30 protein-coding genes are annotated in these 24829 nt (G+C 31.9%); 8 read left to right on the forward strand and 22 right to left on the reverse strand.

Annotated elements, in window-relative coordinates; all coding sequences use genetic code 11:
- Positions 1 to 211: 211 nt before the first annotated feature.
- The 3 genes from BFG57_RS00960 to BFG57_RS00970 form a co-directional block, all read right to left on the reverse strand.
- Positions 212 to 664: a DoxX family protein gene (locus tag BFG57_RS00960; RefSeq protein ID WP_069715583.1), complete on the reverse strand. Its 453-nt coding sequence runs from the start codon at positions 662 to 664 to the stop codon at positions 212 to 214.
- A gap of 21 nt (positions 665 to 685) precedes the next feature.
- On the reverse strand, positions 686 to 1057 hold the full coding sequence (locus BFG57_RS00965) for a DUF2269 family protein (RefSeq protein WP_425388450.1): 372 nt from the start codon (positions 1055 to 1057) through the stop codon (positions 686 to 688).
- A 156-nt stretch (positions 1058 to 1213) separates the two neighbouring features.
- Positions 1214 to 1738, reverse strand: coding sequence for a PadR family transcriptional regulator (locus BFG57_RS00970; RefSeq protein WP_069715584.1), 525 nt, complete (start codon positions 1736 to 1738; stop codon positions 1214 to 1216).
- Positions 1739 to 2025: 287 nt separating this feature from the next.
- On the opposite strand from BFG57_RS00970, the gene BFG57_RS00975 reads away from it, so the two are divergent.
- On the forward strand, positions 2026 to 2427 hold the full coding sequence (locus BFG57_RS00975) for an Rrf2 family transcriptional regulator (RefSeq protein WP_069715585.1): 402 nt from the start codon (positions 2026 to 2028) through the stop codon (positions 2425 to 2427).
- Positions 2428 to 2503: 76 nt separating this feature from the next.
- Positions 2504 to 3406: an NAD(P)/FAD-dependent oxidoreductase gene (locus BFG57_RS00980; RefSeq protein WP_069715586.1), complete on the forward strand. Its 903-nt coding sequence runs from the start codon at positions 2504 to 2506 to the stop codon at positions 3404 to 3406.
- Between the two features lie 275 nt (positions 3407 to 3681).
- Here the strand turns inward: BFG57_RS00980 and BFG57_RS00985 are convergent, their stop codons facing one another.
- On the reverse strand, positions 3682 to 4143 hold the full coding sequence (locus tag BFG57_RS00985) for a VOC family protein (protein ID WP_069715587.1): 462 nt from the start codon (positions 4141 to 4143) through the stop codon (positions 3682 to 3684).
- A gap of 223 nt (positions 4144 to 4366) precedes the next feature.
- Between BFG57_RS00985 and BFG57_RS00990 the strand changes: the two genes are divergently transcribed.
- Positions 4367 to 5566, forward strand: coding sequence for an MFS transporter (locus BFG57_RS00990; protein WP_069715588.1), 1200 nt, complete (start codon positions 4367 to 4369; stop codon positions 5564 to 5566).
- A gap of 251 nt (positions 5567 to 5817) precedes the next feature.
- On the forward strand, positions 5818 to 6342 hold the full coding sequence (locus tag BFG57_RS00995; protein ID WP_069715589.1) for an NADPH-dependent FMN reductase: 525 nt from the start codon (positions 5818 to 5820) through the stop codon (positions 6340 to 6342).
- Between the two features lie 838 nt (positions 6343 to 7180).
- On the opposite strand, the gene BFG57_RS01000 is transcribed toward BFG57_RS00995, so the two are convergent.
- The 10 genes from BFG57_RS01000 to BFG57_RS01040 form a co-directional block, all read right to left on the reverse strand.
- Entirely contained in the window at positions 7181 to 7723 is a 543-nt protein-coding gene (locus BFG57_RS01000) for a GNAT family N-acetyltransferase (RefSeq protein WP_069715590.1), read from the reverse strand.
- 23 nt (positions 7724 to 7746) lie between these two features.
- Positions 7747 to 8505 carry a class I SAM-dependent methyltransferase gene (locus BFG57_RS01005; RefSeq protein ID WP_069715591.1) on the reverse strand — a complete coding sequence of 253 codons (759 nt, stop codon included), beginning with the start codon at positions 8503 to 8505 and terminating at the stop codon, positions 7747 to 7749.
- 171 nt (positions 8506 to 8676) lie between these two features.
- Positions 8677 to 9651 carry a quinone oxidoreductase family protein gene (locus BFG57_RS01010; RefSeq protein ID WP_069715592.1) on the reverse strand — a complete coding sequence of 325 codons (975 nt, stop codon included), beginning with the start codon at positions 9649 to 9651 and terminating at the stop codon, positions 8677 to 8679.
- Positions 9652 to 9698: 47 nt separating this feature from the next.
- Positions 9699 to 10925 (reverse strand): MFS transporter, encoded by a 1227-nt coding sequence (locus BFG57_RS01015; protein WP_069715593.1) that lies wholly within the window; start codon positions 10923 to 10925, stop codon positions 9699 to 9701.
- A gap of 144 nt (positions 10926 to 11069) precedes the next feature.
- Positions 11070 to 11258 carry a T6SS immunity protein Tdi1 domain-containing protein gene (locus tag BFG57_RS19700; RefSeq protein WP_483771155.1) on the reverse strand — a complete coding sequence of 63 codons (189 nt, stop codon included), beginning with the start codon at positions 11256 to 11258 and terminating at the stop codon, positions 11070 to 11072.
- Positions 11200 to 11376, reverse strand: a complete 177-nt coding sequence (locus tag BFG57_RS19535; RefSeq protein WP_425388452.1) for a hypothetical protein — start codon at positions 11374 to 11376, stop codon at positions 11200 to 11202. The genes BFG57_RS19700 and BFG57_RS19535 overlap by 59 nt, the downstream gene beginning before the upstream one ends.
- Before the next feature lie 170 nt (positions 11377 to 11546).
- Positions 11547 to 12023: a GNAT family N-acetyltransferase gene (locus BFG57_RS01025; RefSeq protein WP_175428237.1), complete on the reverse strand. Its 477-nt coding sequence runs from the start codon at positions 12021 to 12023 to the stop codon at positions 11547 to 11549.
- 168 nt (positions 12024 to 12191) lie between these two features.
- Positions 12192 to 13364, reverse strand: a complete 1173-nt coding sequence (locus BFG57_RS01030) for a 1-deoxy-D-xylulose-5-phosphate reductoisomerase (RefSeq protein WP_069715595.1) — start codon at positions 13362 to 13364, stop codon at positions 12192 to 12194.
- 160 nt (positions 13365 to 13524) lie between these two features.
- A complete protein-coding gene (locus tag BFG57_RS01035) occupies positions 13525 to 14079 on the reverse strand; it encodes a hypothetical protein (RefSeq protein ID WP_069715596.1) in 555 nt (184 codons plus the stop codon).
- Between the two features lie 475 nt (positions 14080 to 14554).
- The gene (locus BFG57_RS01040) at positions 14555 to 15505 is read right to left on the reverse strand and encodes an arginine deiminase family protein (protein ID WP_069715597.1); all 951 of its coding nucleotides are present in this window, start codon (positions 15503 to 15505) and stop codon (positions 14555 to 14557) included.
- Positions 15506 to 15743: 238 nt separating this feature from the next.
- Here BFG57_RS01040 and BFG57_RS01045 point away from each other — a divergent pair, with 238 nt between their 5' ends.
- Complete coding sequence (locus BFG57_RS01045; protein ID WP_069715598.1) at positions 15744 to 17042, forward strand: amino acid permease; 1299 nt, start codon at positions 15744 to 15746, stop codon at positions 17040 to 17042.
- On the opposite strand, the gene BFG57_RS01050 is transcribed toward BFG57_RS01045, so the two are convergent.
- The 4 genes from BFG57_RS01050 to BFG57_RS01065 all read right to left on the reverse strand — a co-directional run bounded on the left by BFG57_RS01050 (position 17039) and on the right by BFG57_RS01065 (position 20639).
- Positions 17039 to 17794, reverse strand: coding sequence for a YqcI/YcgG family protein (locus BFG57_RS01050; RefSeq protein WP_069715599.1), 756 nt, complete (start codon positions 17792 to 17794; stop codon positions 17039 to 17041). The two genes, BFG57_RS01045 and BFG57_RS01050, sit on opposite strands and share 4 nt — an antisense overlap.
- A 61-nt stretch (positions 17795 to 17855) precedes the next feature.
- Positions 17856 to 18485, reverse strand: coding sequence for a LysE family transporter (locus BFG57_RS01055; protein ID WP_069715600.1), 630 nt, complete (start codon positions 18483 to 18485; stop codon positions 17856 to 17858).
- 243 nt (positions 18486 to 18728) lie between these two features.
- The gene (locus BFG57_RS01060; RefSeq protein WP_069715601.1) at positions 18729 to 19358 is read right to left on the reverse strand and encodes a spore coat protein; all 630 of its coding nucleotides are present in this window, start codon (positions 19356 to 19358) and stop codon (positions 18729 to 18731) included.
- Positions 19359 to 19580: 222 nt separating this feature from the next.
- Positions 19581 to 20639 carry a DUF3993 domain-containing protein gene (locus BFG57_RS01065; RefSeq protein WP_069715602.1) on the reverse strand — a complete coding sequence of 353 codons (1059 nt, stop codon included), beginning with the start codon at positions 20637 to 20639 and terminating at the stop codon, positions 19581 to 19583.
- A gap of 344 nt (positions 20640 to 20983) precedes the next feature.
- On the opposite strand from BFG57_RS01065, the gene BFG57_RS01070 reads away from it, so the two are divergent.
- On the forward strand, positions 20984 to 21355 hold the full coding sequence (locus BFG57_RS01070) for a DUF1304 domain-containing protein (RefSeq protein WP_069715603.1): 372 nt from the start codon (positions 20984 to 20986) through the stop codon (positions 21353 to 21355).
- Positions 21356 to 21630: 275 nt separating this feature from the next.
- On the opposite strand, the gene BFG57_RS19705 is transcribed toward BFG57_RS01070, so the two are convergent.
- From BFG57_RS19705 to BFG57_RS19365, 3 genes are read right to left on the reverse strand one after another with little or no spacing between them, the layout of a single operon-like run.
- Positions 21631 to 21687 carry a hypothetical protein gene (locus BFG57_RS19705; protein ID WP_483771156.1) on the reverse strand — a complete coding sequence of 19 codons (57 nt, stop codon included), beginning with the start codon at positions 21685 to 21687 and terminating at the stop codon, positions 21631 to 21633.
- Positions 21688 to 21711: 24 nt separating this feature from the next.
- Positions 21712 to 21948, reverse strand: coding sequence for a hypothetical protein (locus BFG57_RS19185; protein ID WP_069715604.1), 237 nt, complete (start codon positions 21946 to 21948; stop codon positions 21712 to 21714).
- A 17-nt stretch (positions 21949 to 21965) separates the two neighbouring features.
- Positions 21966 to 22073 carry a thermonuclease family protein gene (locus BFG57_RS19365; RefSeq protein ID WP_281186590.1) on the reverse strand — a complete coding sequence of 36 codons (108 nt, stop codon included), beginning with the start codon at positions 22071 to 22073 and terminating at the stop codon, positions 21966 to 21968.
- A gap of 314 nt (positions 22074 to 22387) precedes the next feature.
- Here BFG57_RS19365 and BFG57_RS01080 point away from each other — a divergent pair, with 314 nt between their 5' ends.
- Both BFG57_RS01080 and BFG57_RS01085 read left to right on the forward strand, forming a co-directional pair.
- A complete protein-coding gene (locus tag BFG57_RS01080; protein ID WP_245676681.1) occupies positions 22388 to 23314 on the forward strand; it encodes a 3'-5' exonuclease in 927 nt (308 codons plus the stop codon).
- Positions 23315 to 23436: 122 nt separating this feature from the next.
- Positions 23437 to 23748 carry a DUF3892 domain-containing protein gene (locus tag BFG57_RS01085; RefSeq protein WP_069715606.1) on the forward strand — a complete coding sequence of 104 codons (312 nt, stop codon included), beginning with the start codon at positions 23437 to 23439 and terminating at the stop codon, positions 23746 to 23748.
- Positions 23749 to 23912: 164 nt separating this feature from the next.
- Here BFG57_RS01085 and BFG57_RS01090 read toward each other — a convergent pair whose 3' ends face one another.
- A complete protein-coding gene (locus BFG57_RS01090; protein ID WP_069715607.1) occupies positions 23913 to 24770 on the reverse strand; it encodes an arginase family protein in 858 nt (285 codons plus the stop codon).
- Between the last annotated feature and the right edge of the window lie 59 nt (positions 24771 to 24829).

Consider the following 24829-nt stretch of genomic DNA (forward strand, 5'->3'; position numbering starts at 1 on the left):
TTCAATCTTTCTTATGATTTCTTATCTACAACTGAAATACTGTCTTGAAAGCAGACATTGAGAAATTTTCGGCTTTCTGTTGCTTCATTTCATGTGAATCATATCTGACTTCTAGTTTATCAAGAAATGATTTTCTAAATCCTCCTCATTCTTGCTCTTATAGTCGATAGAAAAATACTGTTGATTGAAGGGGGTGTATTTGAGAGCAGTATTATAATGTACTATTGAAAGGGTATCCTGCAACAATAACTGCTATGATAAAGATTATTTGCAGAATAGTTCGTTGTAATAGAGGCATCGTAGGTTTCCCAGCAATTTTCACATTTTTATTTGCTGCGTGAAAATTAGCTGGGAACATAACCACTAGTAAAATTGCCAAGCAGATTGAGGTTATATTAGAAGTGAATGGAATTACTATTCCTATAGAACAAATAATTTCTAATACACCAGTTATACTTACAATGAATTTTGGATTTGGTAACACTGGTGGTACCATTTTTATAAGATCAGGACGTCTCTTCCCCCAGTGTGCAGATGCTGTAACTAAAAACATGAGAGCAACAGCTATACGTAAAGATGTCTGCCAATCCATTAATAATGGGTTTAATAATCCAATTATACAAAAGAACGCGAAAGATACGACCAATACGATGAATGGTACCATCTTAGTATCCACTCCTCTTCATTAAAAACCTTTTGTAATCATAAAATAAAAAATCAAGACAGGTATGATTGTTGTTATCATTCCAAAAATTGCCCAATAATTAGATGCTTTCTTATATGACTGATTTATTGAACCATCACCAATTGAGGGATTACTGTACCGAATCATTCTGTATTGCAGTGGAATCAGTATACCTAACCATAATACTCCAATAAATACATACAACATCAACGACAAGGTAAGCCAATTAAAACTGGACAAAGAATAACCAGCTTGAATAACCATATTAATACCAGTAAAAATAATTAGAATTAACCCTGGGAACGTGAAAATAAAGTCAGCTAACATGACATTTTTCACAGTATTATGAATTAAATCAATATCACCTTTCACATCAGCTCTGATCTTCCAAAACGCAGCAGTAACAATATTTCCTACAAAAAGAACTACCCCAACAAATGCAAAAACACATAAATCTCCATTAGCTCCTCCTTAATTTTCTGTTTCCAGGTTATTTTTAGAATACTAACAGACTATGACTAAATTAACCTAGTCTAATTCGTTCACTAACTTTTGTTTTCCTTCTAGTAAAACTTTCGCTTGGCTCCTTTGATGTTCGATACCTATTTGTAGACTGATTTTTTGTGTGTTTGACATTTGTTCATTATGCTGTACATACATTTGTTTTAGTTTATTTATCGTTTTTTTATTTTGTAAAATAGCATTATCGATTAGACTGATTTGCTTTCTCACATCCATAAACTCTCCAAAATATAATCTCATACAGGTATCTGAACGAATATTGTCTCTTTTTACCTCACTATGCAAATACATTTCAAATAACTTTTCACCCTTCTCTGTAATAGAAAAAATATGCTTATTTGGCTTTCCTTCTTGAATTATTGTTTCTTTTTTTATAAGATCATTTTCCTCTAGTTTTTTTAATGTAGGATACACACTGCCATAACTTGAATCAAAAAAATAAGAAAACTCTTCTTCAAATCTTTTTTTTATATCGTATCCAGACATTTTTTTCTTTTTTAATAAACCTAGAATCACATCTTTAGCTTGCATAATACACTCCTTTAAATATTAATTAGTGACGCTGATTTGTTTCCTGAACTTAGTGGACTTTCCTCAGTCTTAAAGAATGCGTTCTATCATTAGTTGACACGTTATTAAATACTTCTTATTTTATATACATATTATGAATATTGATATTATGAATAAATTATGCACCAATCTTTATAATTTTCATTAATTTCAGATTATTAATACTTTATTAACGGTAGATTGTTTGACACTTACCCTCCTTTAGAGATATCATATACCTTGTAAGTCTTTGATTGGAGGCTAAGAACATGAAATTTTCAAGAGGAACAAATTATGCTCTTCATACGATGTTACACTTAGCGTTGTCGTCATCTTCCAATAAACCAATTGGTGTACAACAGCTTGCTGAACAACAAAATGTCTCTCCGACATACCTTTCTAAAATTTTAACAAAATTAGTAAAAGGAGGTATGGTTACTTCAGTATCAGGCGTTAATGGTGGGTATTCGTTAACACATAATTGGGAATCGATTTCTTTTCTAGAAATTATTCAAGCAATAGAAGGTAAAGCATCCTTGTTTGACTGCCACTTTGGACATGGTTCAGGTTGTCCTATTCAGCAAGTCATGGTTGCAGCAGAAGAACAAATGGAAGAAAAGTTGAGAAACACAACAATAGCAGACTTAATAAAAAATGAGACAGTGGATTGACACCCATTGTCTATTCTTACCTCTAATCGAAGATATAAAAACTCTTTAATATACTTAAAAGAAATGGAGGAATTTTATGTTTTACGATTGTGTCATTATAGGTGGAGGTCCAGCTGGGTTAAATGCTGCGTTAGTTTTAGGGCGAGCTAGAAGAAAAGTTGCACTTTTTGATGCGAATCAACCACGAAACGCTGTTACTCATGCTTCTCACGGTTATCTTACCCAAGATGGTGTAACACCAGCGGAATTTCGACGCATTGCTTACGAAGAAGTATTAAATTATCCAACTGTAGAACATTACAATGATGTAGTTACGGAAGTAAAAAAAATAGAAAAAAGCTTTTTAATTACAACAGATCAAGGTCAATTTCAATCTCGAAAAGTACTTGTTGCTACAGGTTTAAAAGAAGTATTACCAGATATTAATGGGATTAAGGAACATTATGGGAAAAGTATTTATTCTTGTCCTTATTGCGATGGTTGGGAACTTAGAGATCGTCCACTAATTGTAGTATCTGATCAACCTAGAGTATATCACTTAGCTAAACTTCTCTACAATTGGAGTCATGATCTGATCGTTTGTACAAATGGGAAAAGCATTTTAAATGAAGAAGAAAAACAAAAAATAATTGCTAAGAATATTATCGTAACTGAACAAGTGGTTGAAAGGTTTCATGGAAATGATGGACATTTAGCAGAAGTACAATTTACTGATGGAACCTGGCTCAAGCGTACAGGGAGTTTCATTACGCCAAAGTGGTTTCCACAGTTAGACTTTCTAAATAATATTGATTACGAAAAAAATGACAATGATGCAATTCAGACTGATGTTATGGGAAAAAGTTCTATACCTGGTTTATTCGCAGCTGGTGAAGCAACAACTGGTACATCCACTCAACTAATAATAGCTGCTGCTTCAGGTAGTATAGTTGCTGCTAGTATTAATCTAGAACTGACTGAGGGACAATTTACATTTTAATATGAAATTCAGAGATTTTTCGATTTAATTAAAGATATAAAAACTCTTTAATATCAACATTAAAAATGATAAGAGGTTAACCTAGGTTGACCTCTTTTTGAAATGAAGAAATCTCAATATACGAATATATTCTTCTCTATTTTTTAAGTTAGTCAAGATTAAATAACCTTTTTTACATCTCTAAATCTCTCAAGATATTATAGCTCTATTTTTATCAATTATTTGTAACAGTGCTCACATGGTACATCATTTAATTTGCTGACATGTGATGAGTACTATTTAAGAACCTTATTTCTAAATTCGTTCCATTCACTTAAATATAACATTTCATCTATATCAGCTGGGTCTCCATCTAACATAGATATGAATTCTAAATCGTTCCCATCAGGATCATAGAAATATACCGAGGCAGAAGGCATCCAAGCAAAAACAATCGGTTCAATTGGCTCCCTTCCGAAAAAATCTTCAGATAGTCTTATTTCATTTTTCTTCAACCATTTTATCGATTCTGATAAATCATCTAGGCTTACACTAAAAGCAAAATGACGTCTTTCAATTTCTTGTTGTTCTGGAACTTCCCATATACCGATCATTTGCTCTTTATTTCCGATAAAAAAGAATGCACATTTTCTTTCGTTTATTCGATGTGCCAGCTTCAATCCTAATTTTTCAAAAAACTCAATACTTTTATCTAAATCTTTCACTTGTAAATGTGTTTCGTAAAGATTTTGTATCATTTAAATCATCCCCTTATTTCAAATTGTTTTATAATTTAATAATAGATCTTTTGTTAATATTTACATCAAATTGAAACAGTATCATTATCTACGACTTTTGGTTGATTTAGTCTTACAATAATACATAGAGTCAGACAATTCGCATTCCTTTTTACATAATTATTTAGATTATTATAAGTTTTAACGTCATCCAAATGTAAGAAACTCTAAAGGAGAAAAACTTATGATGAAGAAAATCTTCAGTCCATACTATACTTTTCTTTATTCATTATTAATATCAAGGATTGGGGATGCATTATATACATTTGCTATTCCTTGGATTTCGTTCGAGTTAACACAGTCAGCTCTAATTATGGGATCACTTTATGCCGTTAGTGTTCTTCCAATCGTATTGTTTGGTCCTATTGTTGGTGTATTAGTTGATAGATGGGATCGTAAGAATTTAATGTTATTTTCAGACATATTACGAGCTATTTTGATCTCTCTTATTCCTATCTTTCACTATGTTGATATTTTACAAGTATGGCATCTTTATGTCATTTCATTTTGTTTGACCGTTTTAAGTTTATTATTTGACGTAACTGTTGTTACTTCCATCCCTAACATAATAAATGATTCAAAAAATGGAAAACTAACAAAGGCAAACGCATCATTCCAATTAGTCAATCAATTAGCTGACATAATGGGTCCAATTCTTGCTGGTATCTTAATTGCGATGATAGGTGGATTTAATATTCTTTGGCTCGATGTACTTTCATTCGTACTTACCTTTTTTGCAATTTTGAAACTACCAAAATTGGGGGAAAACATCGAAAAAAATAATATAAGAAACATACTAAAAGATATGAAAGAAGGTTTTAATTGGTTAGTGAAAGATCGACTAAATTTAAGCTTTTCATTACAAGCAATGGTGGGTAATTTTGGGTACAGCGCAATGTATGCTGTTCTTATGTATTATTTACTTTCATCGCTACACTTAGATGCGAAACAAATAAGTTTAAATTATGCACTGCTTGGAGTTGGTGGTCTTTTAGGAAGTTTTATAGTCGTACCTCTAGAACATGTTTTACGACGAGGTCTAATTATTCCAATCCTATTATTGATGGGTACTTTAGGATTTACCTTTGCAATTTTGAGTGATTTTTGGCTTGCACCTGGTATTGCTATAGGTATAGTAATGACTTGTAATGTAGCTTGGAACACGTTAGTTATGACAATCCGTCAAGAGAGTGTACCAAAGTTAATGTTAGGTAGGGTACTAAGTTTTTCAAGAGTATTCACTCGTTTAGCCATGCCTTTAGGTGCTATGGTCGGTGTTTTTGTGGCAGATCATTATTATGCTGGAGGAGTATTCATCGTTGCTGCAATTGCAAAAGGAATTGAAGTAATCATTTCATTAATTTCTCCAATTCGCAAATTATAGGTGATTTTAACTAAATGTATTTTATAATAATCATTTTTAAGTATTACATTAACTAATCCACTACCTTTTCTTTCGTAAATATGACTACATTTTAAAAGACGTTATCGTAATTTCAGACTTTAGTCGGAGCTATCTCAGAAAATAGTTCGGACAAAATGTGTAGATAATGTTACGTAATATCACTGATTTCTTCCTACAAAAGGTAAGTTATACTAAAAATACAAAATGATTATTTAAGGAGAGAAAATGATATGAAACTTGTAGTTATAAATGGAAGTCCAAGAAAATCAGGTAGAACAGGAATTGTAGCTCGGTTTATTGCAAAGGAATATAGTTCGCAACTAATCGATTTGAGTGACGGTTCATTGCCTTTATATAATGGTGAGAGCGAACAAGAAATACTAGAATCAGTACTACGTCTCAGAAGTGTTATCAAAGAGGCAGATGGAGTTGTGTTAACTTCACCTGAATATCATAATGCGATGAGTGGAGCATTAAAAAATGCATTAGATTTCTTAGGTGGTGAATACTTCCGTCATAAGCCTGTTGCTTTATTAGCAGTTGCAGGGGGTGGAAAAGGTGGTATGAATGCATTAAATAATATGAGAACAACGGCTCGAGGAGTCTATGCAAATGTGATACCAAAACAACTTATTTTAGATCCAGTTTATTTTGATATTGATAATGATGTAATAACTGATGAAGCTGTCCAGTTAGTAGATGGATTAATGACGGAGCTTCAATTATACGTAAAAGCATTTGAACAAATTAAATAACAATATCCTATGTAAAAACCCAATTTTTCTATATTAGATTAGAAAAATTGGGTTTTTATTTTCTTATTCCAGTTAATCTTTATAGTTTTTTTAATTATGTTTATTTTATAGGAACCCATACTTCCTCTTTAGCATTCGAATCTGTTGGATTATAATCTTCGGTAAAGCATGGGTTAAGATTCTTAAAATCTAATACTTCCTTATAAAATTGTATTAAGTCAAACAGATGATCTACACGATTCTTAAATAAATTATGTTTCGGCATAAAACTTCTCAAAAGTATTGACGTTCTGTCATTAGTGAAGGACATTTTCATGACAACCAATTTCTTTTCTGTAAGAACCTCTATTCTTGGAATTAATTTTACTTTATCCTTTTAGTAATAATCTATAATTAGACTGTTTTCAATCATGGCATCATTAATCAATCTTATTATTTAAATGATTAACTTTACAGAACAGCATTTTCCCCCTGTATGTTTGGAGCAATAGCATTTACAAAGGAGCGGTATTTTTATAATTTTATTTGATAATTGAGACTATTTTTTGTGAGGATATATTCATGGTGATCATGTTAAAACCATTGAAGAAATTATTGAAAATACAAAGTTTAAATTGAAAACAATTAAATTTATACGTGCTAAAGGTGAGCTATTCTTTTAATTCCAATCTATAAATTTTTTTAATAATTTTCCTAACATTTTAAGAGGAAAAATTATAATTTCAGGGATTATTGTTAATATATCAATTATAATATCTTTTTTTCTTTTATTACTCATTTTCCCACCTTCATTTCATTCCTCATATTGTCTCATCAAAATCCTGCTAATAACCGTTTTCTAATATTCCATTACCGTAAAGTATTCCTCTGATAAAATACCCATTAAAATAGTGTTATGCCATTTCCCATTTCTAAAGATATCTTTCCTTATTTCTCCTTCTATTGTAAAACCAAGACTAGTATATAAGTTGATAGCCCTTTTATTAAAAGAGTATACTTTTAGACTTATTCTATTTAAGTTAAGTTCTGAAAAAGCATATTGCAATATCAATGATAAGGCTTCTTTACCGAGTCCTTTCCCCCAATAATCTTTCTCACCTATATCAATTATGCATTCAGCATTTCTATTTTTCCAATCTATATTTACTAATGAAGTGACCCCGATAGATTTATTAGTTTCAGTGTCTATTATTATATAACTTTTTGAATTAGAGTTATTTAAAATTACATTGGTTACGAATTCTTCGGTTTCTTCAAAAGTGTATGTATCAAGATAAGGTGATGTATTTGTCATTACATCAATGTCGTTTTTCCAACTATGGTACTTCTCTATATCCTTCATTGTCATTTTTTGAAGGCATATTCTTTTAGTTTCAAACATATTTTCACTCCCAATTACTCACTTCATTTCTTTGCAACACAAAATATTTCTGCAAAGTCATTTACAATTGTTTTATTTGGGTTATTTTTTAGATCGTATTTCATTTTTTCTAATCCTTCTTCGTAATCAGTATCACTTATTAATGTTAAAATTGAAATATCTCTGTTCTTAACATAATGCAAATAGTCTGCAACCTTTATTTCCTGCATTTTATATTCTATCTTCATATTCACTTCGAATTCTCTTTGAGAAAGTTCATTAAATATAACATCTTTCGTCCAAAACCTTTTCAAATCTTCATAATATGCGGTTGGGAAATAATGATAGATCCACCATTTTGGCATATCATGAATTGCGATATTATGTAGTTTATAAATACCACCTGAATTTAACACTCTATGTATTTCATTTAACACTTTTCCCTTATCTTTATAATGATGAAATGCATAGTTGTTTGAAATATAATCAAATGATTCATCTGAATATGGCATATTATGTGCATCAGCTTTTGTTAACGTAACATGATCAAGTTTTTCTTCAGCCTTTTTCAACATTTGTTTTGAGAGATCCAGCCCACTCCAATGTACATTCATTTCCTTATAGTGATTTACCTGTTGTTGAAGATAAAGACCTGTACCACAAGATAAATCTAGTACACGATATTCTGTTTTATTGTTTTGGTCAAAATACCTTTTTAAGTCATTGTCATGTCTTATTTCATCGACTCTATATTGATTATTGTCATATTTATCAGCTATTGTTGCGTAATTAGTTATTTTCATTGCTACAGACTCCTTATAAACATTCACATACTTTACTTTTTAGTATTATTTTTGCTTATTCAAAACTTTGAGTTATCGGTTTATAGTAAAAAGCATCTTCTACTATAAATTCAAAATTAAGAGCAATGCGTGTACTCTATGTATAATTCGTTAGCTTTTTTATCCGTAAGACTAATCTCTAACACTCAAAATAACCTTACCCGTACTTTTTCTTGATTCTATAAATGAATGAGCGAGGTTAGCTTGCTCTAATGGGAATTCAGCACCAATCTGAATATGTAATTGTTCGTTTGAAATAAACTCTAAAACTTTCTTTGCAGCTTTCTTTAAATCTGCTGGTCTTTTCTGTCTTGTCGTTCCTAAACTATATCCTAAGACAGAACGACAACTTGCATGAAGTTCATTTGTTTTAAAACTACCTATAACCCCACTTGAATTGCCAAAATGAATAAATCTTCCATAATACGCTAAACATTGCATACTTAACTCTGAGGTTTCACCTGCCACTGAGTCTAGTATTACATCTACTCCCTTACCATCAGTAAGTTCATTAACTTTCTTTGGGAAATCTTCATATAACATCACATGATCTGCTCCAGCGTTTTTCACTACGATATATTTATCTTCATGACTAACAGTACCTATGACTTTATTTGCTCCTAACAGTTTTGCTAACTGAATCGCAGTCGTTCCTACTCCTCCTGCAGCTGCATGAATGAGTACATTCTCTCCCTCTTGTAATCTTGCTATGTCATGAAGTAGTTTATAGGATAAAATAGATACAGTTGGACACGCTGCAGCTATTGAAAAATCAACATTATCTGGTATTTCATACGTTAATATTTCTTTTGCAACAACGTATTCCGCATATGAGCCATTAGTGGGAAAAGCCATCACTCTTTGTCCAACTATTAAGCTATTAACATTCTCTCCTACGGATACAATCGTTCCAGCGACATCTAACCCTGGTGTAAAAGGGAATTTTCCTAAACCTTTTTTTCCAGTACGTTTCTTAATATCTGCAAAGTTCACACTTGTTTTTTCCACTCTTATCAATACTTCGTCACTATTAATGTTTGGTATTTCAACATCAGTAACTCTTAAAACTTCAGGACCTCCAAATTGTTTGACAACAATACTTTTCATTTTCTATCACCCCTATTGATACTTTTAAACGAAATCCCTCATAATGATTAACCCTGACTTTCAGTTTTTAAAACTTTGTTATTCATATCTTTACGAAACGTTGTAACAGCAACAATTGTAGACAGCAAGTATAAGAAAAATGCAAAATAATAAACATAAACGACACCTAAATAGTCTGAAATCAATCCTGTTATGAACACTGAAAATGCAAAAATTAAATAATAGACATTATCTTTCGCTGCATATACTTTAGATAATTCATTACGTGCAGTAACCGTTTGAATATATGTTTGTTGAGATATATCTCTTAATTGATAAAATGGACCCATTAAAACTACTAAAATAAGAGCTATCCAAGCATTACTATTCATAGCATATAAAAATACTAAAATACTTACTAAGAGTGAACCTATAACAATTCCAAACAATAAATGTTTTTGAAGTTTTTTAGAGTATAAAGCGATTAATATCCCACCTAATATACTTCCTGCATAATAGCTAGTATTAATGAATCCCCACCATTGTTCTCCTTTTTGCAATACATCAAGTACAAATACTAATGTGATTCCACCAACCCAAATACCTGAAGCAATACCTTCTATAACATCCATTGCTGTAATTGTTCTCATATGATTTTGTTTACTGAACAAAATAGACCACCCTATAATCAGGTACTTGCATTTCATTCTAGATTTCGTTTTATTTATTTTATTTGTCTCAAATTGTAATGATGAAAGAAATGAAATAATCCCCAATATTAAGCTAGAAATTATAACCACATTGCCACCATAATAATGAATGACAACTGCTCCTAGAGACCATCCGAGTAAAGAGAAGGTTTGGTCGGTTGTACTAATCAAGCTATTTGCTCTACCTAAAACCTTATTTTCTACTACTTCAGGGATAAGTGCCATTCTAGTTGGGGAACAAAACCCGTCCATAAATCCTAACAAACCAACTAGTGAATAAATGAGCGTTACTCGTAATAGTTGTATAAATTCAATCTTTAATAAAACCAATATTAGTACGATAATAAGTAATTGAATAAAAAGTGATGCGTTTATTATCCTTTTTAATGTTACACGTTCACTAATCACAGGTAAGATAAAACTACTCAGTAGTTTTCCGATTACGTATACTAGCATAACTAGAGAAGCAAACGTTGCAGAATTCGTAGTTAAAAAGATTATAAAAGTGATAGTCATAATTAATAAAGATATTGAAAGCTTTCCAAAAGAAATATTAACCCAAAGATAATAAAACGATTTATTCATTTTCTCACCTGTGCACATGTCATTTGTGAATACTATTACGTTAATACTCTTATTCAATTGTTCCTACAAAGTGTGATATTAAATATAAATGTTCAACCAATTTAACCTTATCTGAATTTTCTACCTTCTCTGCTCCACCGATTGTTAGTAACCAAAGCATTCATTAAAAGCAGTCTCTCCATATTTCTCAACAGCTTCAGGGTAAGGAGACCTATCCAGTACCTCGTGTAAAAAATTCTCATCATTCAAGTCATCAAAGAAATGATCAAATTCATCAGTGACTTCTATAATTAAGTAAAAGTAATTGTCCATTTTCCCATACAATGATGTCACCCATCGCTGTAGTGAATATGGAAATAGCATAATTTTCTCTTATATATGCATCTTCTAATAATTCAATATATTCTTCCGGATTTATAATCCATAAATAACCATTCCCAAAACTTCCAATACCGTATTCTTTTCAAACATCTATTATCTGAACTGGACTTTATGTTTATACTTTCTAATCATGCTCTTAGGTACGCTCTCTACAAATACAAAATCATCAAACATCATCGTTATTCCCAAAAAAATCTCATCATTGCAAACGGTATATCATTATAGTAGATATTCTATTAATTAAATAGGATAACTATAAATATATTGTTCTCCAATACTACCTATTTTTCTTCTTCCTGTATCTATATAGCCTACTTTTTCATACAATTTTTGTGCTGCTAAATTTTTATGGTTAACTGCTAATACGATTTCATTGTAATTCGGAAATGTTTGATTTACGAAATACTTTAATCTTTGCATTCCCATTTTTGCATATCCTTTACCTTGTTCAGAATGGTTAATAGATAGAGCTGTTAAGAGTAGTGCATGTTTATTATCAGTATATTCTTTCACTCTATCAGTAGCGTGTAAAATAAAAAAACCTACAGGCTGACCATGACTTAAAATAACAATTCGATGTTGCCCTTCTGTTACTTCTAATATATCAGTTGGAAGAGCAGTAAATTGTATTTGTTCATTTGGTAATGAAAATTTGTTCATCGATTCTAAATGTTCTGGTTTGTATATTGTTAACTCAACTATACTAGAAGACATGATTATGCCCCTTTCGCATCATCAAAAGATATAAGAACTTACATTCGTACTCATTCTCTATATAAAGTTAAAACCCTTCTAAAATGTTGAGTTATTTTACATTATGTTATTAAAGTAAGTAGTTTCTAACTAGTGCGAGCTATTGAGATATTTAAAATGTGATCGTTGAAATTAGATTTTTGATTTCAATTGATTTTCTATTACTTGAAAAGAATACTTTCGAGCCCATTCATTAGCTTGCAATATTTGTTCAAGATTAGGGTCGTTAATCGAATCATGTGCATCTAGAGTCGTACGAATCGTTTTTTCGATCTCTAAAAAGTCAATTACTCGTTTTCTGAATAGCTCATTTGCGACTTCATTCGCTGCATTCAACACTGCTGGGTAAGTTCCACCTTGCTTTCCAACTTCATATGCAAATTGAAGACACGGAAATCTCTTATTGTCAGGAGCCTCAAAGTGGAGTTTACCGAATTCCAATAAATCTAACTTTTTTATTGGCAGATCTAATCTACCATTTGGGTAATTTAGTGCATATTGAATAGGGCCCCTCATATCTGGAACACCTAACTGAGCAAGAACGGATCCATCATTGAATTCAATTAAAGAATGAATAACACTTTCCTTGTGTATGAGCACTTCAATATCATCGTAGGGAACATCAAAGAACCAATGGGCTTCCATTACCTCAAAGCCTTTATTCATTAATGTAGCGCAATCGACGGTTACTTTGTCTCCCATAGACCAGTTCGGATGTTTCAGTGCATCATCTACATTCAATGATTTCATTTCCTCTCTTGTTTTATCTCGGAATGCTCCACCAGAAGCTGTAACAATGATTTTAGAAATTGATTTTGCATTCTCTCCATTCAAACACTGAAAAATAGCAGAATGCTCACTATCAACAGGTAATAATCTACAATTATTTTCCTTTGCTAATTGTTTGATAAGCTGACCAGCAACTACAAGTGTTTCTTTATTAGCTAAAGCAATATCTTTCTTTGCTTTAAGTGCTTCAATTGTCGGCTTTAACCCAGCAATACCAACTACAGCTGTTAATGTGACATCTGTTTTTGAGTAAGATGCTACGTTACAAAGCCCCTCTTCTCCAATAACGATTTCAACTTCTTTACTAATTTGTTTCCTTAATTCAATCGCCAAATCATTTGATTGTACACATACGATTTCAGGAGAATATTCATGAATCTGCTCTACTAACTTGCTAATATTTGAATAAGCTGTTAAACCAACTACATTAAATTTATCAGAATGACGAGAAATAACATCTAAAGCTGCTGTACCAATTGAACCAGTAGAACCTAATATTGATATATTTTTAACCATTACTAATCTACCTCCACAATTAATTCTATTAAATTATTTATTTCAATGAAAGATAACATAAAATTTACTTTTTTGAATTATAATTCCATTACATCCAAACTAGTAATTTCTATTCTATATCAGTTTCTAGCCATAATCTCACAAATAAGAATGAAAGCTACTATGACTCAATTCTTGATGAACGATCCGAGAATACTTTATCAATAGGAAAGCCAGTAATAATGAAACAGACTAAAAATGCTACACTAGTAACAATAGATGCAAAAAATAATCCTATCATTGCCATAAACATATCTTCATCGGGATGAGATGGTTTTAAAGTAACTAACCAATAGACAAAGATAATCGTTAAAATTAGATAAAAACTGCTTCCGACAAATCCAACCATAAGTTGTTGTTTCTTACTTCCATTCCATGCTTGACAAACTGAAAACCAAACAATAACACTAATAATTACTGCTGCACACATTACTATTAAATGCAAAAAGGGTATTGATAATTTCATCAATAAGTATAGTATTACGATTGTACAACTAAACAAAAAAGCATTCATTATGAATAGAAATATACCAGCATACTTATAGTTCTGAAACCATTTTGATTTTTCTAATATTTTTCCTAATATAATCTTTTCACTTAAAAAAACTGATATATGCGGTTTATTGACTAAAAGAAAAAACATACAAATGATACCTAATAATAAGATGATTGTCATACCAACCACCCTCCTAATAACTCCATTTATTTACTGAATAAGGAATAGTTTAAACAATATGTATATTATACTAGATTTACCTAGTTAAAATTGTTACAATTTATGTAAGTAACTACATAAAGCGGTTGGGCGGTTGACCATCTCCCATTAGAAGGGAGGTGGTAAAATGACGACTTATGAAGCGATTGCAATAGCTTTAACTTCAAGTTTAGTTCTAATTAATGGATTAAATCTTGTTATCGAGATCGTTAAAGAAACAAGAAAAAAGTAACCGTCCAGCCCCCGACCAAAGGATAGGATAGTTACTTTTTTCTATAGTTAATTATTCTGTTTGGTCAGCCGCTCTTCATGCGGCGTGTAGTTGCTTTTACCGAGTGTTCACGCACTCGGTCTTTTTATATACTACTAATTCAATACGGTTATTATACATCATATTCCCACAATATAGCAAACCCATGATAAAATCATCTGTTTACTAAGAATAGTTACCTCTTTCTATAGGTAATGTCATACAACGTATACCTCCCCCTCCCTTCTCCAATTCATTCACATCTATTTCAATGAAGCGTTTTTTTTGTAATTTTGGATGATGTTTAAAGATATTTTGATTTGCCTTTTTACTAATTAAGATCGTTTCTGAATTTATATTTAGAAAATTAATGTCTGCTAAAGTATGTGTAATTTCAGTAGTCCATTCAATATCAAAACCATGTCGATTCAAAAATTCATTTGCCATTTGATATGTAGAAGCCTTTTCAGTTAACACTTGAATCGGTAGAAACTTCATATAGCTTTTAGCAATGAAAAGATCCTTTCCTGCAACATTACCATTCATGTCTATGTGTAATGTGTCAGATCTTCTAGGTAAATCAATCACACCAATTTCTGAAAATCCTGCTTTAAATATAGAATCTTTTAGTTCAAATACACTGTCTATACTCGTTCGAACACCAGTATTCAGCAATACTGCATCATTATTTAATATCATAACGTCACCATACTCAAGTGCTGTTAATGAGTTATTAACTTGAACAGGAAAAGTCTCTTCATCAAGCCACGTTTGAAACAATTGATGAGATAGAACATATTCAGGTTTTCTCATAGATGTGCCTGCTTCACCTGGAAGGACAATATTTCCAAATACACACACCAAATCGCGAACATAAACTCGGTTTATGAGCTTGTTATGAAATGACAAATCATGTTCAGGTAAATATTTGGAGTAATCGATGACATTGACTCCTTCTTTTTCTAATGCATTAACCATATTATCGAAGTCCTGTTGAGCTTTTTTCATTTTAACAGGCTTCTTCCATTGCATATATTCTGCTGTTTGCTTATCTGGAATATCTATCTTTGAAGGAGAGCACACAATTACCGTTTTAAGTTCAGAAAATTCATCCCAACAATTTGGATTAATCCTCATCTCAACCTTGACTCCTTTAGGGAACTATTTATTTATATATCATTTCCTGTTTAAGTATGCTCATGCCATATTTTCAAATAAAGTTCGCCGGCAATACTATCACTTTTAAACTTAATATAGTTAATGAAAATGAAACGACAATTTGTGACTAAGTAACAAAACAATTTTGACAGTTTTAACATAATCTTATGTTTATAACCTCAAACTAGAGACATCAAATAAATGGAGAGATCTCACAATGAGTCAAGCGTCTAAACAATCAAATTTATCTTGGTGGCAGCTATCTTTTATCGGAGTAGGATGTATCATTGGAACTGGATATTTTTTAGGTTCGAGTATAGCTATTCAAAAAGCAGGGTTTGCTGTCTTAATCGCTTACTTATTATCAGGAATTGGAACTTGGATAGTTTACGAAGCACTTGCAAAAATGACAGCAAATCATCCTGAGAAAGGTTCATTTCGAACTTATGCAAAACACGCCTACGGGCAATGGGCAGGGTTCAGTAACGGCTGGATGTATTGGTCAGCTGAAATGCTTATAATGGGTAGCCAATTAACTGCGATTGCAATTTTTGCACAGTTCTGGCTTCCTAATATTCCGATTTGGATTTTTGCTGCTGTGTTCGCAATATTAGGATTGCTCATTATTTTGTTAGGTGTTCAAAAGGTAGAACAAATGGAAAATATGTTTGGAATTATGAAACTTTCTGCAATTATTATGTTTATCATTGTTGCGTGTTTTATTTTGTTCTCAAATCAAAGTGAAAGTGTGTTTCAATCGTCAACACAATTAAGTCTTCCTCACGGAGGAATTGGTCTTTGGGTCGCTCTTTTATATGCATTTTACAGTTTTGGCGGTATAGAAGTAATGGGTTTAATGGCACAAGAATTGAAAGATCCAAAGGACGCTCCGAAAGCAGGAAAATTTATGATCATCGCTTTAACGTTGTTATATCTTCTATCTATTTATCTTATTTTAAAACTAACTCCAATAAGTGCGATTAACATAGACGAGAGTCCATTATTGACGACACTAGGACACTTTAATATTACTTGGTTAATCCATTTTTTTAATGGTATGTTAATCATTGCTGGTTTCTCGACAATGGTTGCATCTCTTTATGGTGTAACGACAATGTTAGTAACATTAGCAGACGAGGGTGACGCTCCAAAGTTTTTTGCGCGCAGAGGGAAATTGAAGGTCCCCCTCCCTGCCTTTATTCTGACATCAACGATTGTTGCGGTTTCTATTGTGATTGCGTTACTACTACCTGATAAGATATTTGAATATATCACAACAGCTGCAGGATTAATGCTTTTGTACACTTGGATGTTCATTCTGTTTTCCTTTTCAAAACTATTAATCAAATCCGTATATGACCGAATTAAGGTCATATTTGCGTTCATTCTTATCTTAGCTGCTGTTAGTGGTACATTATTTGATCAAATCAGTAGAATAGGATTCTTTGTTAGCATCGTTTTTCTTATAATTATCGCTGTAACAACGTGGATAAAACAGAGGAAAGGCATCAATTAAGAACGTAAACTTTTAATTTTATTTTTCATAGCCATGAAGGGGCATTGAGCAGCTGATGAATCATCATCGCTCAAAAAGTATTGCTTCCATTCATAATTTTCTTTTTCTCCGTACCACATTAGATCGGGATGAGGTTTCATTTTGTCATAGTTAACAAGTCGCTTCCTAATTGCCATTTTTAATTTTCGTCCAAGACTAGTAGACCCATTAATCTCATCAAAAACCCAACGTGGTTGAAATGCAATTAACAAGTAAGGAAAGTAGCGACTTTTCCTCTTAGAATGAGCAGGTGTAGCACAAAAAGCAAAGTAAGGTTCACCTTCATAACAAAATTCCCATGCTTGATCATGTGGGTCTTTTGGAATGTTAGTTGGCCAAGGTTGCTCATCAAGACGATGAAGTCGAGATAAAATTGACCAGAGTAATGCTCTGAAAGTTTCGATGTTAGCTCCCTCTTTCATGACTGCCCTCGTATCAAACAAAGCTGCAAAAGATGCGTACTTTCCTGTGTCTCTAGATATTTCTCCATAATACTGTAACAATTTAGCAAGTTGTGTAATTGATTCATCCTCTCTAGGATCGTCTATAAAGGAAAACCTTAATGTATCATCTGAAAATGATTGTTTACCAGGGACACATGGATAAGGGTTCTCTTCATTACAAAACATTGTACATAGATGTTTGTATGCTTGCTGTTGCCACGGCTTAAAATCATGTAGATTGTCCTCAACCAAACTTTTTGTTAATAACATTTTCCATTCCCCCTTAAATACACAGGGTATTTTATGAGAAAGGATAATTTTGGGTGTCTGTCTAGTTAAGTATAAGACTTATTGCTTGAAGACCAAAATAAAGTCCAAACCCTATAAGAAACAAACCTGAGATGATTGTTATTATCTTTAGTATATTCGTATTAAATAGATTTCTAGCCCCACTAGCAATTGCTGCCATCGTTACATCCCAAAGAGTGATTCCTAAAAAAATTCCCGTACTATAAATTAAAATTTGATATGTTCCTAATGTAGTTGATGTTTGAGCTAAAATTGAACCATAAATTCCTAACCAAAATAAAATATTTAACGGATTTGATGCCGCCATGAGAAACCCAGTCCGAAATGCCTTTATTTTCGTTTCATGAGTAACTTCATTCTTCTCATTTAATAATGTATTCGATTGAGTGATACTTTCGATTCCTGTGTAAGTTAATACAAATGCACCAAATAACCAAAGGAATATTTTTACTAAAGGCGTATCAACAAATTGAGTAATGCCAAAATAGATGAGGATCATAAACAAAATATCTGCTACCATTGCACCTATTCCAACAATCCATGCGTGCAAAAATCCAAATCGAATACCCTTGTCCAATTGTGCTGCATTTATTGGACCGATTGGTGCAGACAATGATAATCCTAATATTATGTAACTTAAATATGTTCCCATTTTAAATTACCTTCTCCTTTCAGATCTTATTAATAGAAAAATAGTATAATTATCAACAGTGTATGTAACACTAACAATCTTTCTATTATCAAGAATGTTGATATAATAAAACTACTCAACTTATACGATCAATCGTATATAGCAGTATTAAACTAAGATATGTGAATTATTCTCAGAACTTATGTTATATATATGTAAAAAAACTGAATGTAAGAGCTATCCTTACATTCAGCATGTTCACTCTCAGTGAAAGTTATTACTTGGGTTCAATACAGCTGTATAGCTATTAAGAATATAATTAAGATCTTGTTCTTTTAACTGTGGAACTTGATAATATCCGTACTTATTTTGATAAAGAAATATTTCATAACTCATTTCAATCAAATTAGAAACATTATTTGCTATGATACGTCGCATCATAGGATTTGGCATTTCTAACGAAGTCATCGCAAAAAGTGAAGCTAGTGACTTTGTGTGACCTAACATATATGCTGATAATCCTCGTTCTGATAGTTCGCTCACCGACTGATTGGGTTTGAGTGGTTGACTTGGCTTAATTCCAAAAGTTACATTAACATTTAAGGTCATTTCATATTTTTCAATAGGTGAAATTGTCTTACGATTTTTTTTAAAACAATCAATAATCGAATTGTACATATGAGTAAGAAAAGCAGTTTGATGTTGTAAAATCCTTTTCAATTCCGTATCCTGAATATATTGCTCATACATTTGATATTGATCAAGTAAACTAATAAGTCCTGCAATTACTTCTTGAACATCAAATACTTCGTGACCACCAAAACCTACATCTGTTAACTGATCCGATTTCGTGTTCGGTGACACTTGTTCACCACTTGGATTTATCAAAAACATCCCTCCTAATTAAACTTGAACTTTGAACATTAGTCTCTGTAAGAAAATAATTATAGTATTTCCTTCAGAATTAAAACTGACTTTTATCATGTTGTAGTAATCTCTTAAAGTGCCAGTTACTACTTATAAAGGGAACTTTCCTTTTATAATCCCCTTAGTTCAAAGATTCATGTGAAATTGGGTGAATGTGTTCTTTAAAATACTAGAAAATAAAATAATTTATCAAAACATTGACCGTATCATATTAGTTTTTGCATGAACATAATACCAACCAATTGTTGCAGTATGACTGCCTCCCCCTTCTAGTTCAACTACATCGTAAACATGTATGACGTATTCATCACCTTCCATATGATCAAATGCGACAATTGTTTCTGATATTTCAGGAATTTGTACATATGCTCGTACGAGATCTTCAGCTTGATGTTTCGTTATAACATCTTCACTTAGAATATTTATAGTATTTGAATAGTCTTCCCATTCCACTACTGCATCCAAAGCTTCACTTACAAAACGTGTTGGAACCATTGTACGATTATTCACTACTATTGCTGGTGTATCTAATGTAATCGCTTCTTCATTCACAAACGCCTGTTTCTTCCCAATCCATAACTTAATTAATTTATCGCCTTTTTGTATCATAATTTTTTGATCATGTTTATCCCATAATACTTCTCCGTTAAGATGTTCAGATACTGCTCTAAGAGGAATCAATGTACGTTCATTTTGAATAATCGGATTTTGAGCTAATATAATTCTGTTACCGTTGATTTTCAAACTAATTTGTTCGTTATGATAAGCTAAGATACCGTTAATGTCATATATCTTAAATGTACCATCTTGTTTTTTTAGAATTACATCCTCTTCATGTGCATCCCAAGACCATGGTCCTTCATTATTTGCTTCAAACCATTCTGACACTATTAAAGTATGTTCATCTATCATATCTATTTTTGTACGTTCGTTGAATTTAAAATGTGGAACGAATGCATAGAAACTATCCGAACCAGGTAAATAGTAACCTTCATCATCATGAAATAATCGTTCTGTTACGAAGATATTCGTATAATCTTTTGTAAAATATGGATTCAAGTGTTTATGTACTTCATCTAAACTTCGATACTTTTCATTTAGTGAGAGTTGAGCTGCATATGCTTCTTCTAAAAATTGAAATACCTCTTCTCGATCGAATGAATTAGCGAATGATTGATTTGGTTGCCCCCAAAAAGTAACTATCGTGATAATAGACATTAAACCTGTAATGATCCATTTTTTATACAAACATATCCCCCCTATAATTTCCCTAGATTATATGCTCATCCAGAAGAAATATGAGAAGTACGAGATAAGGAGCGGGATGCAGTTATTTTCCCACTTTAAACATTTAGGTAATATGCAGAGGGCCGCATACATTGAGAGGTGTACGTACGGTTCGGGGGAGAGCGTTTGGAAACCTATCATAGAAATATGACAAGGCGCTTATCCTACTTACATCTTTCAATAAATTAGATAACGGAGATAATTGTTATTTTAATAATAATATTTAGAATAATGACCTTTCTTTATTGTGTATAGGACCATATAATAGAATAATGTTTTAGTTAATATGTAAAAGGAGTGTGTATATGGATTTATTAGCTATTATTTTCACTTTGCTTGTAGCTATCGAGCACGTATATATCATGATTCTTGAGATGTTTTTTTCTACAAGTAGAGTAGCTCAAAAAACTTTTGGAGTCACAAAAGATATTCTCGAAATTCCAAAAGTTAAGACCCTATTTGCAAATCAAGGTTTATATAATGGGTTTCTAGCTGCTGGTTTGTTCTTGGGAGTTTTTTTTGTTCCAGATTCAAGCAAAATTATGATCCAATTATTTTTCTTAATATGCGTGATACTTGCTTCCGTATTTGGAGCTTTGACAGCAAATAAAGGGATATTCATCAAACAAGGAACCCCTGCTATTTTAGCGGTTATTTTCATTCTATTGTCCCTTTAAACTAATGTAAGTGATGTATTTGAGAGGAAAAATTAAAAAACACAATGATTAATAAGTCGAATAGTTCTAACACTACATGACAATATTATTCAACATTGCGCTGTTACGGAATAAAAATAATTTAAAACAACTTTGTTTATCGGTAGACACTCATGGTGATATGCACAAAATTAATTTGTGCATATCACCATTCTTTAGGATAAAGAAGTAATTCAAATATTAGTAATATATTTTCTGTAAAGAATGATCAATTAACAAAACGGAACTACCTTTTCTTATTGATTAGGGGGACGAAAACCAGCTTTAACGGCTTTTTCTTCAGTACAAAACATTATTTCTGGTTTGGTTTGTTCATACTAAGGCGAATTTTGTGTATGATAAATTTTTTCTGACCCTATATTACCTTTTATTAGACAGCCATCGCTAACTTGATTATTTTCTTTACCTTTGGATTCCATTAATTCAGTGTGAAAACCGTCTTCTTGAGCGTAATTTTCAATTACCCAAATACCAATACCGTTTTGTTGTGCCTGTTTTTGAATAGCAGTAAATTGGTTGACATAGCGAGTATTAGGTTGGTAAATGTATGCCACCCTAGCTAAGCCATTATTTAATGAACCAAATTTTCATCAACGTAAACATAAGCTAATAATCGCCCATACTTATCTCTTTGTGGCCCAATGTCAAATTCTAATTCAATCTTACGTGCATTTCCCACTAAATTTCTAGTGAATTCTTTTGCCTCCTTGCAGTAGGGCTGTTCACCAAGTCACATATGGGAGGTCTCAGGACAATCTACCAGTAAAAACCTTACACTTTCACGATTGGCATTGTAATTTACAGCTATTGTATTACCATCATTTGGTTGTGCTAGTTCAGCAAATTTAATATTAATGATGTCCACTTATAAATTACGCTTTTTCGGAATAATTTTCATCTATTTTTTGCTTAACTAATAAATTATAATAAAATGTACATACTTTCCGCATTCATTCATACAAGACAAATAAGAGGAGTGATTGTTTGACAAAAGTGAACCAATTTATCTTTTTTGACTTCGAAATGTTATGTTCAAACAGAGGGATGCCATATAAGGATATGCATGCTATTCGCTTAGGTGCAGTTAAGTACGACTTAGAAACTGAGGCTATCACTTATTTTGATAGATATATTAAACCGAAAGATTTTAAATCGTTAAGTAGATTTTGTGAGAATTTAACCGGAATTCATAATTCAGATATACGATCTGCAAATAATTTTAAAACCGTATTTTCAGAGTTCTTATCTTGGGTACACGGTATTAAACGCTCTCGCTTTTTTTCTTGGTCTAGTAATGATTTTACACGTTTACAACTTGATGCAGAATTTGCTAATATTCCTTTATCTACTATAAAAAAAATAAAAAATCGGTATGTGGACTTCCAAGCTGTATTTTCAAAAAGAGTTTCAAAGAATCCGATGTCAGTAGAGAACGCATTATCTTTATATGATTTAACATTCGTAGGTGAACAACACAATCCAATGTATGATGCTTATAATACGTTTCGTATTTATCACAGTTTTTCTAATAATCCTATTAAATCTGACCTCATCATGTTAGAACATTACCTTTTGACTCTAGAAAATGATCAGCAAAACAAAAGTATTAATTCAAGGGTAATCAATAACTTGCAACTAGACATTCATAATTATCTGAATGAGTTACAAGATATATACAGAATTAACCATGTAAAAAAAGTACTAAGAAAAACGTACAAATTAGTTGAAAAATACAAAGCAATCTTAGTTAATCGTTCTGGTTTGTTCTCACAGCAATGTATTGAACATGTTCAATCACTTCAAGAGTTTCACAACAATTTATTACAAACTTATGAAGAACATCTTTCATATGATTCTAAAATCGTAATGTTTGATGAATATCTTACAGACCCTCTCCATCAACTTTCATCTACAAACTGATTGACTTGAAGTTAGGACGTTATAGCTCCTTTCTTCATACATAACCTTCCCTTTTTCAACATAATAAGTAAACATTTTGGTGATAATACTTCTATCAAAACAAAGTGATGGAGGTGTGAAAAATGAATGACCGATTTGAAGCATCCTACAATAAATACGTGCAGCAGTCACAAGATCAAGCTACAAATGAATTGAATAATGATGTACAGCCAAATCAAGAGCAAATTGTAGCTGTACGAAAAAATAGCGAAGGAGATTTAATCGCTTTCAAAACGAATTCTGGTCGGGAATTAGATTATGTCACCGCTCTTGAAGAAGCAAAGGCAGGTAAACTAGCACATGTCGATGTATTTCACAAATATGGACGCGACATTATTAGGAGTGAACCAGACGGTATCAAAAGTAATAACTTAGACAATTTAGAAGAATTTTAGAGGATTTGAAATTTCTTTATTATGAGATAACAAAAAATAAAAGTAACCTATCTTGGGTTTTAAATAATCAAGATAAGTTACTTTTATATATAAATTTTAATTAAATTTAATGACGTAATAATCAACAACCTATTCATATATATTTGAGGGCCAAATGAATTACGTTAAGAAACCTTATTTTTCAATACTTTCCCTATAATCGATGTAACGAGCTTCGCCTGATCACCTTTTGCATCTTTTAAACTAGAAAACTCTGTTACAACCATTCCAATAACCCTAGAATCTTCTATAATTATTGAGAGAAGTAATTCAATCTCTTCAACTGATAAGCCCTCTTCACTTGGCATGTATACAGCATGTAGAAAATCACTACTTATGACATCAAGGTCAAAGTGTATAAGCACTCTTGCATCCTTAGGAATGCTTGCTAGATAAAGCTTTGCTACTCTTTCAATACTTAATTTTTTGATATCTTCTAGAGAATATAGTGTCATACGTTTTGTTTGAATGTCTTTATGTAAATTGTCTTCTGCATAACCGAGAACTGCAATGTGTCCATTATCAAATTGCTTAGGTTTTTTATAAAATGGATTTTCGTTTGTTAAGAACCATAACCCCATCGCTGCAGCTCCAATACAAACAGACGAAGTAGGTGGTGTGGAATCGATATGTCCATCAATTGATAGTACATAAGTATGTTTTTCATATTGACGATAAAACCGAGATGTTACTCCTGTTATTACACTGCAATCCCCACCCAAAATAAGGGTAAATGAGTCCTCTTTAAACCATTTCTCTGAATGTTCTTCAATTTGATCCCAAACTAACTTCGGAGCAGGCCAATTTCGAATTGGTTCAACATTATGCCTTGGTAAATGATTTGATAATGGTATATCTCCTAAATCAACAGCATCTTCAAAATATGATACAATGTCTGCTTTTCGAAACGATTGTGGAGCAGCTTCAGTACCAGAATATAAAGCACCAGCAAAGCTTGGTATTCCTGCAATATAAACCTTCATAAACAACCTCCTTGTAACGATTAAATTCATTATTAACAGTTACTTATGTACTATCAATT

The sequence above is a fragment of the Bacillus solimangrovi genome (genome assembly GCF_001742425.1).
In the GTDB taxonomy this organism is placed as follows: domain Bacteria; phylum Bacillota; class Bacilli; order Bacillales; family Bacillaceae_N; genus Bacillus_AV; species Bacillus_AV solimangrovi.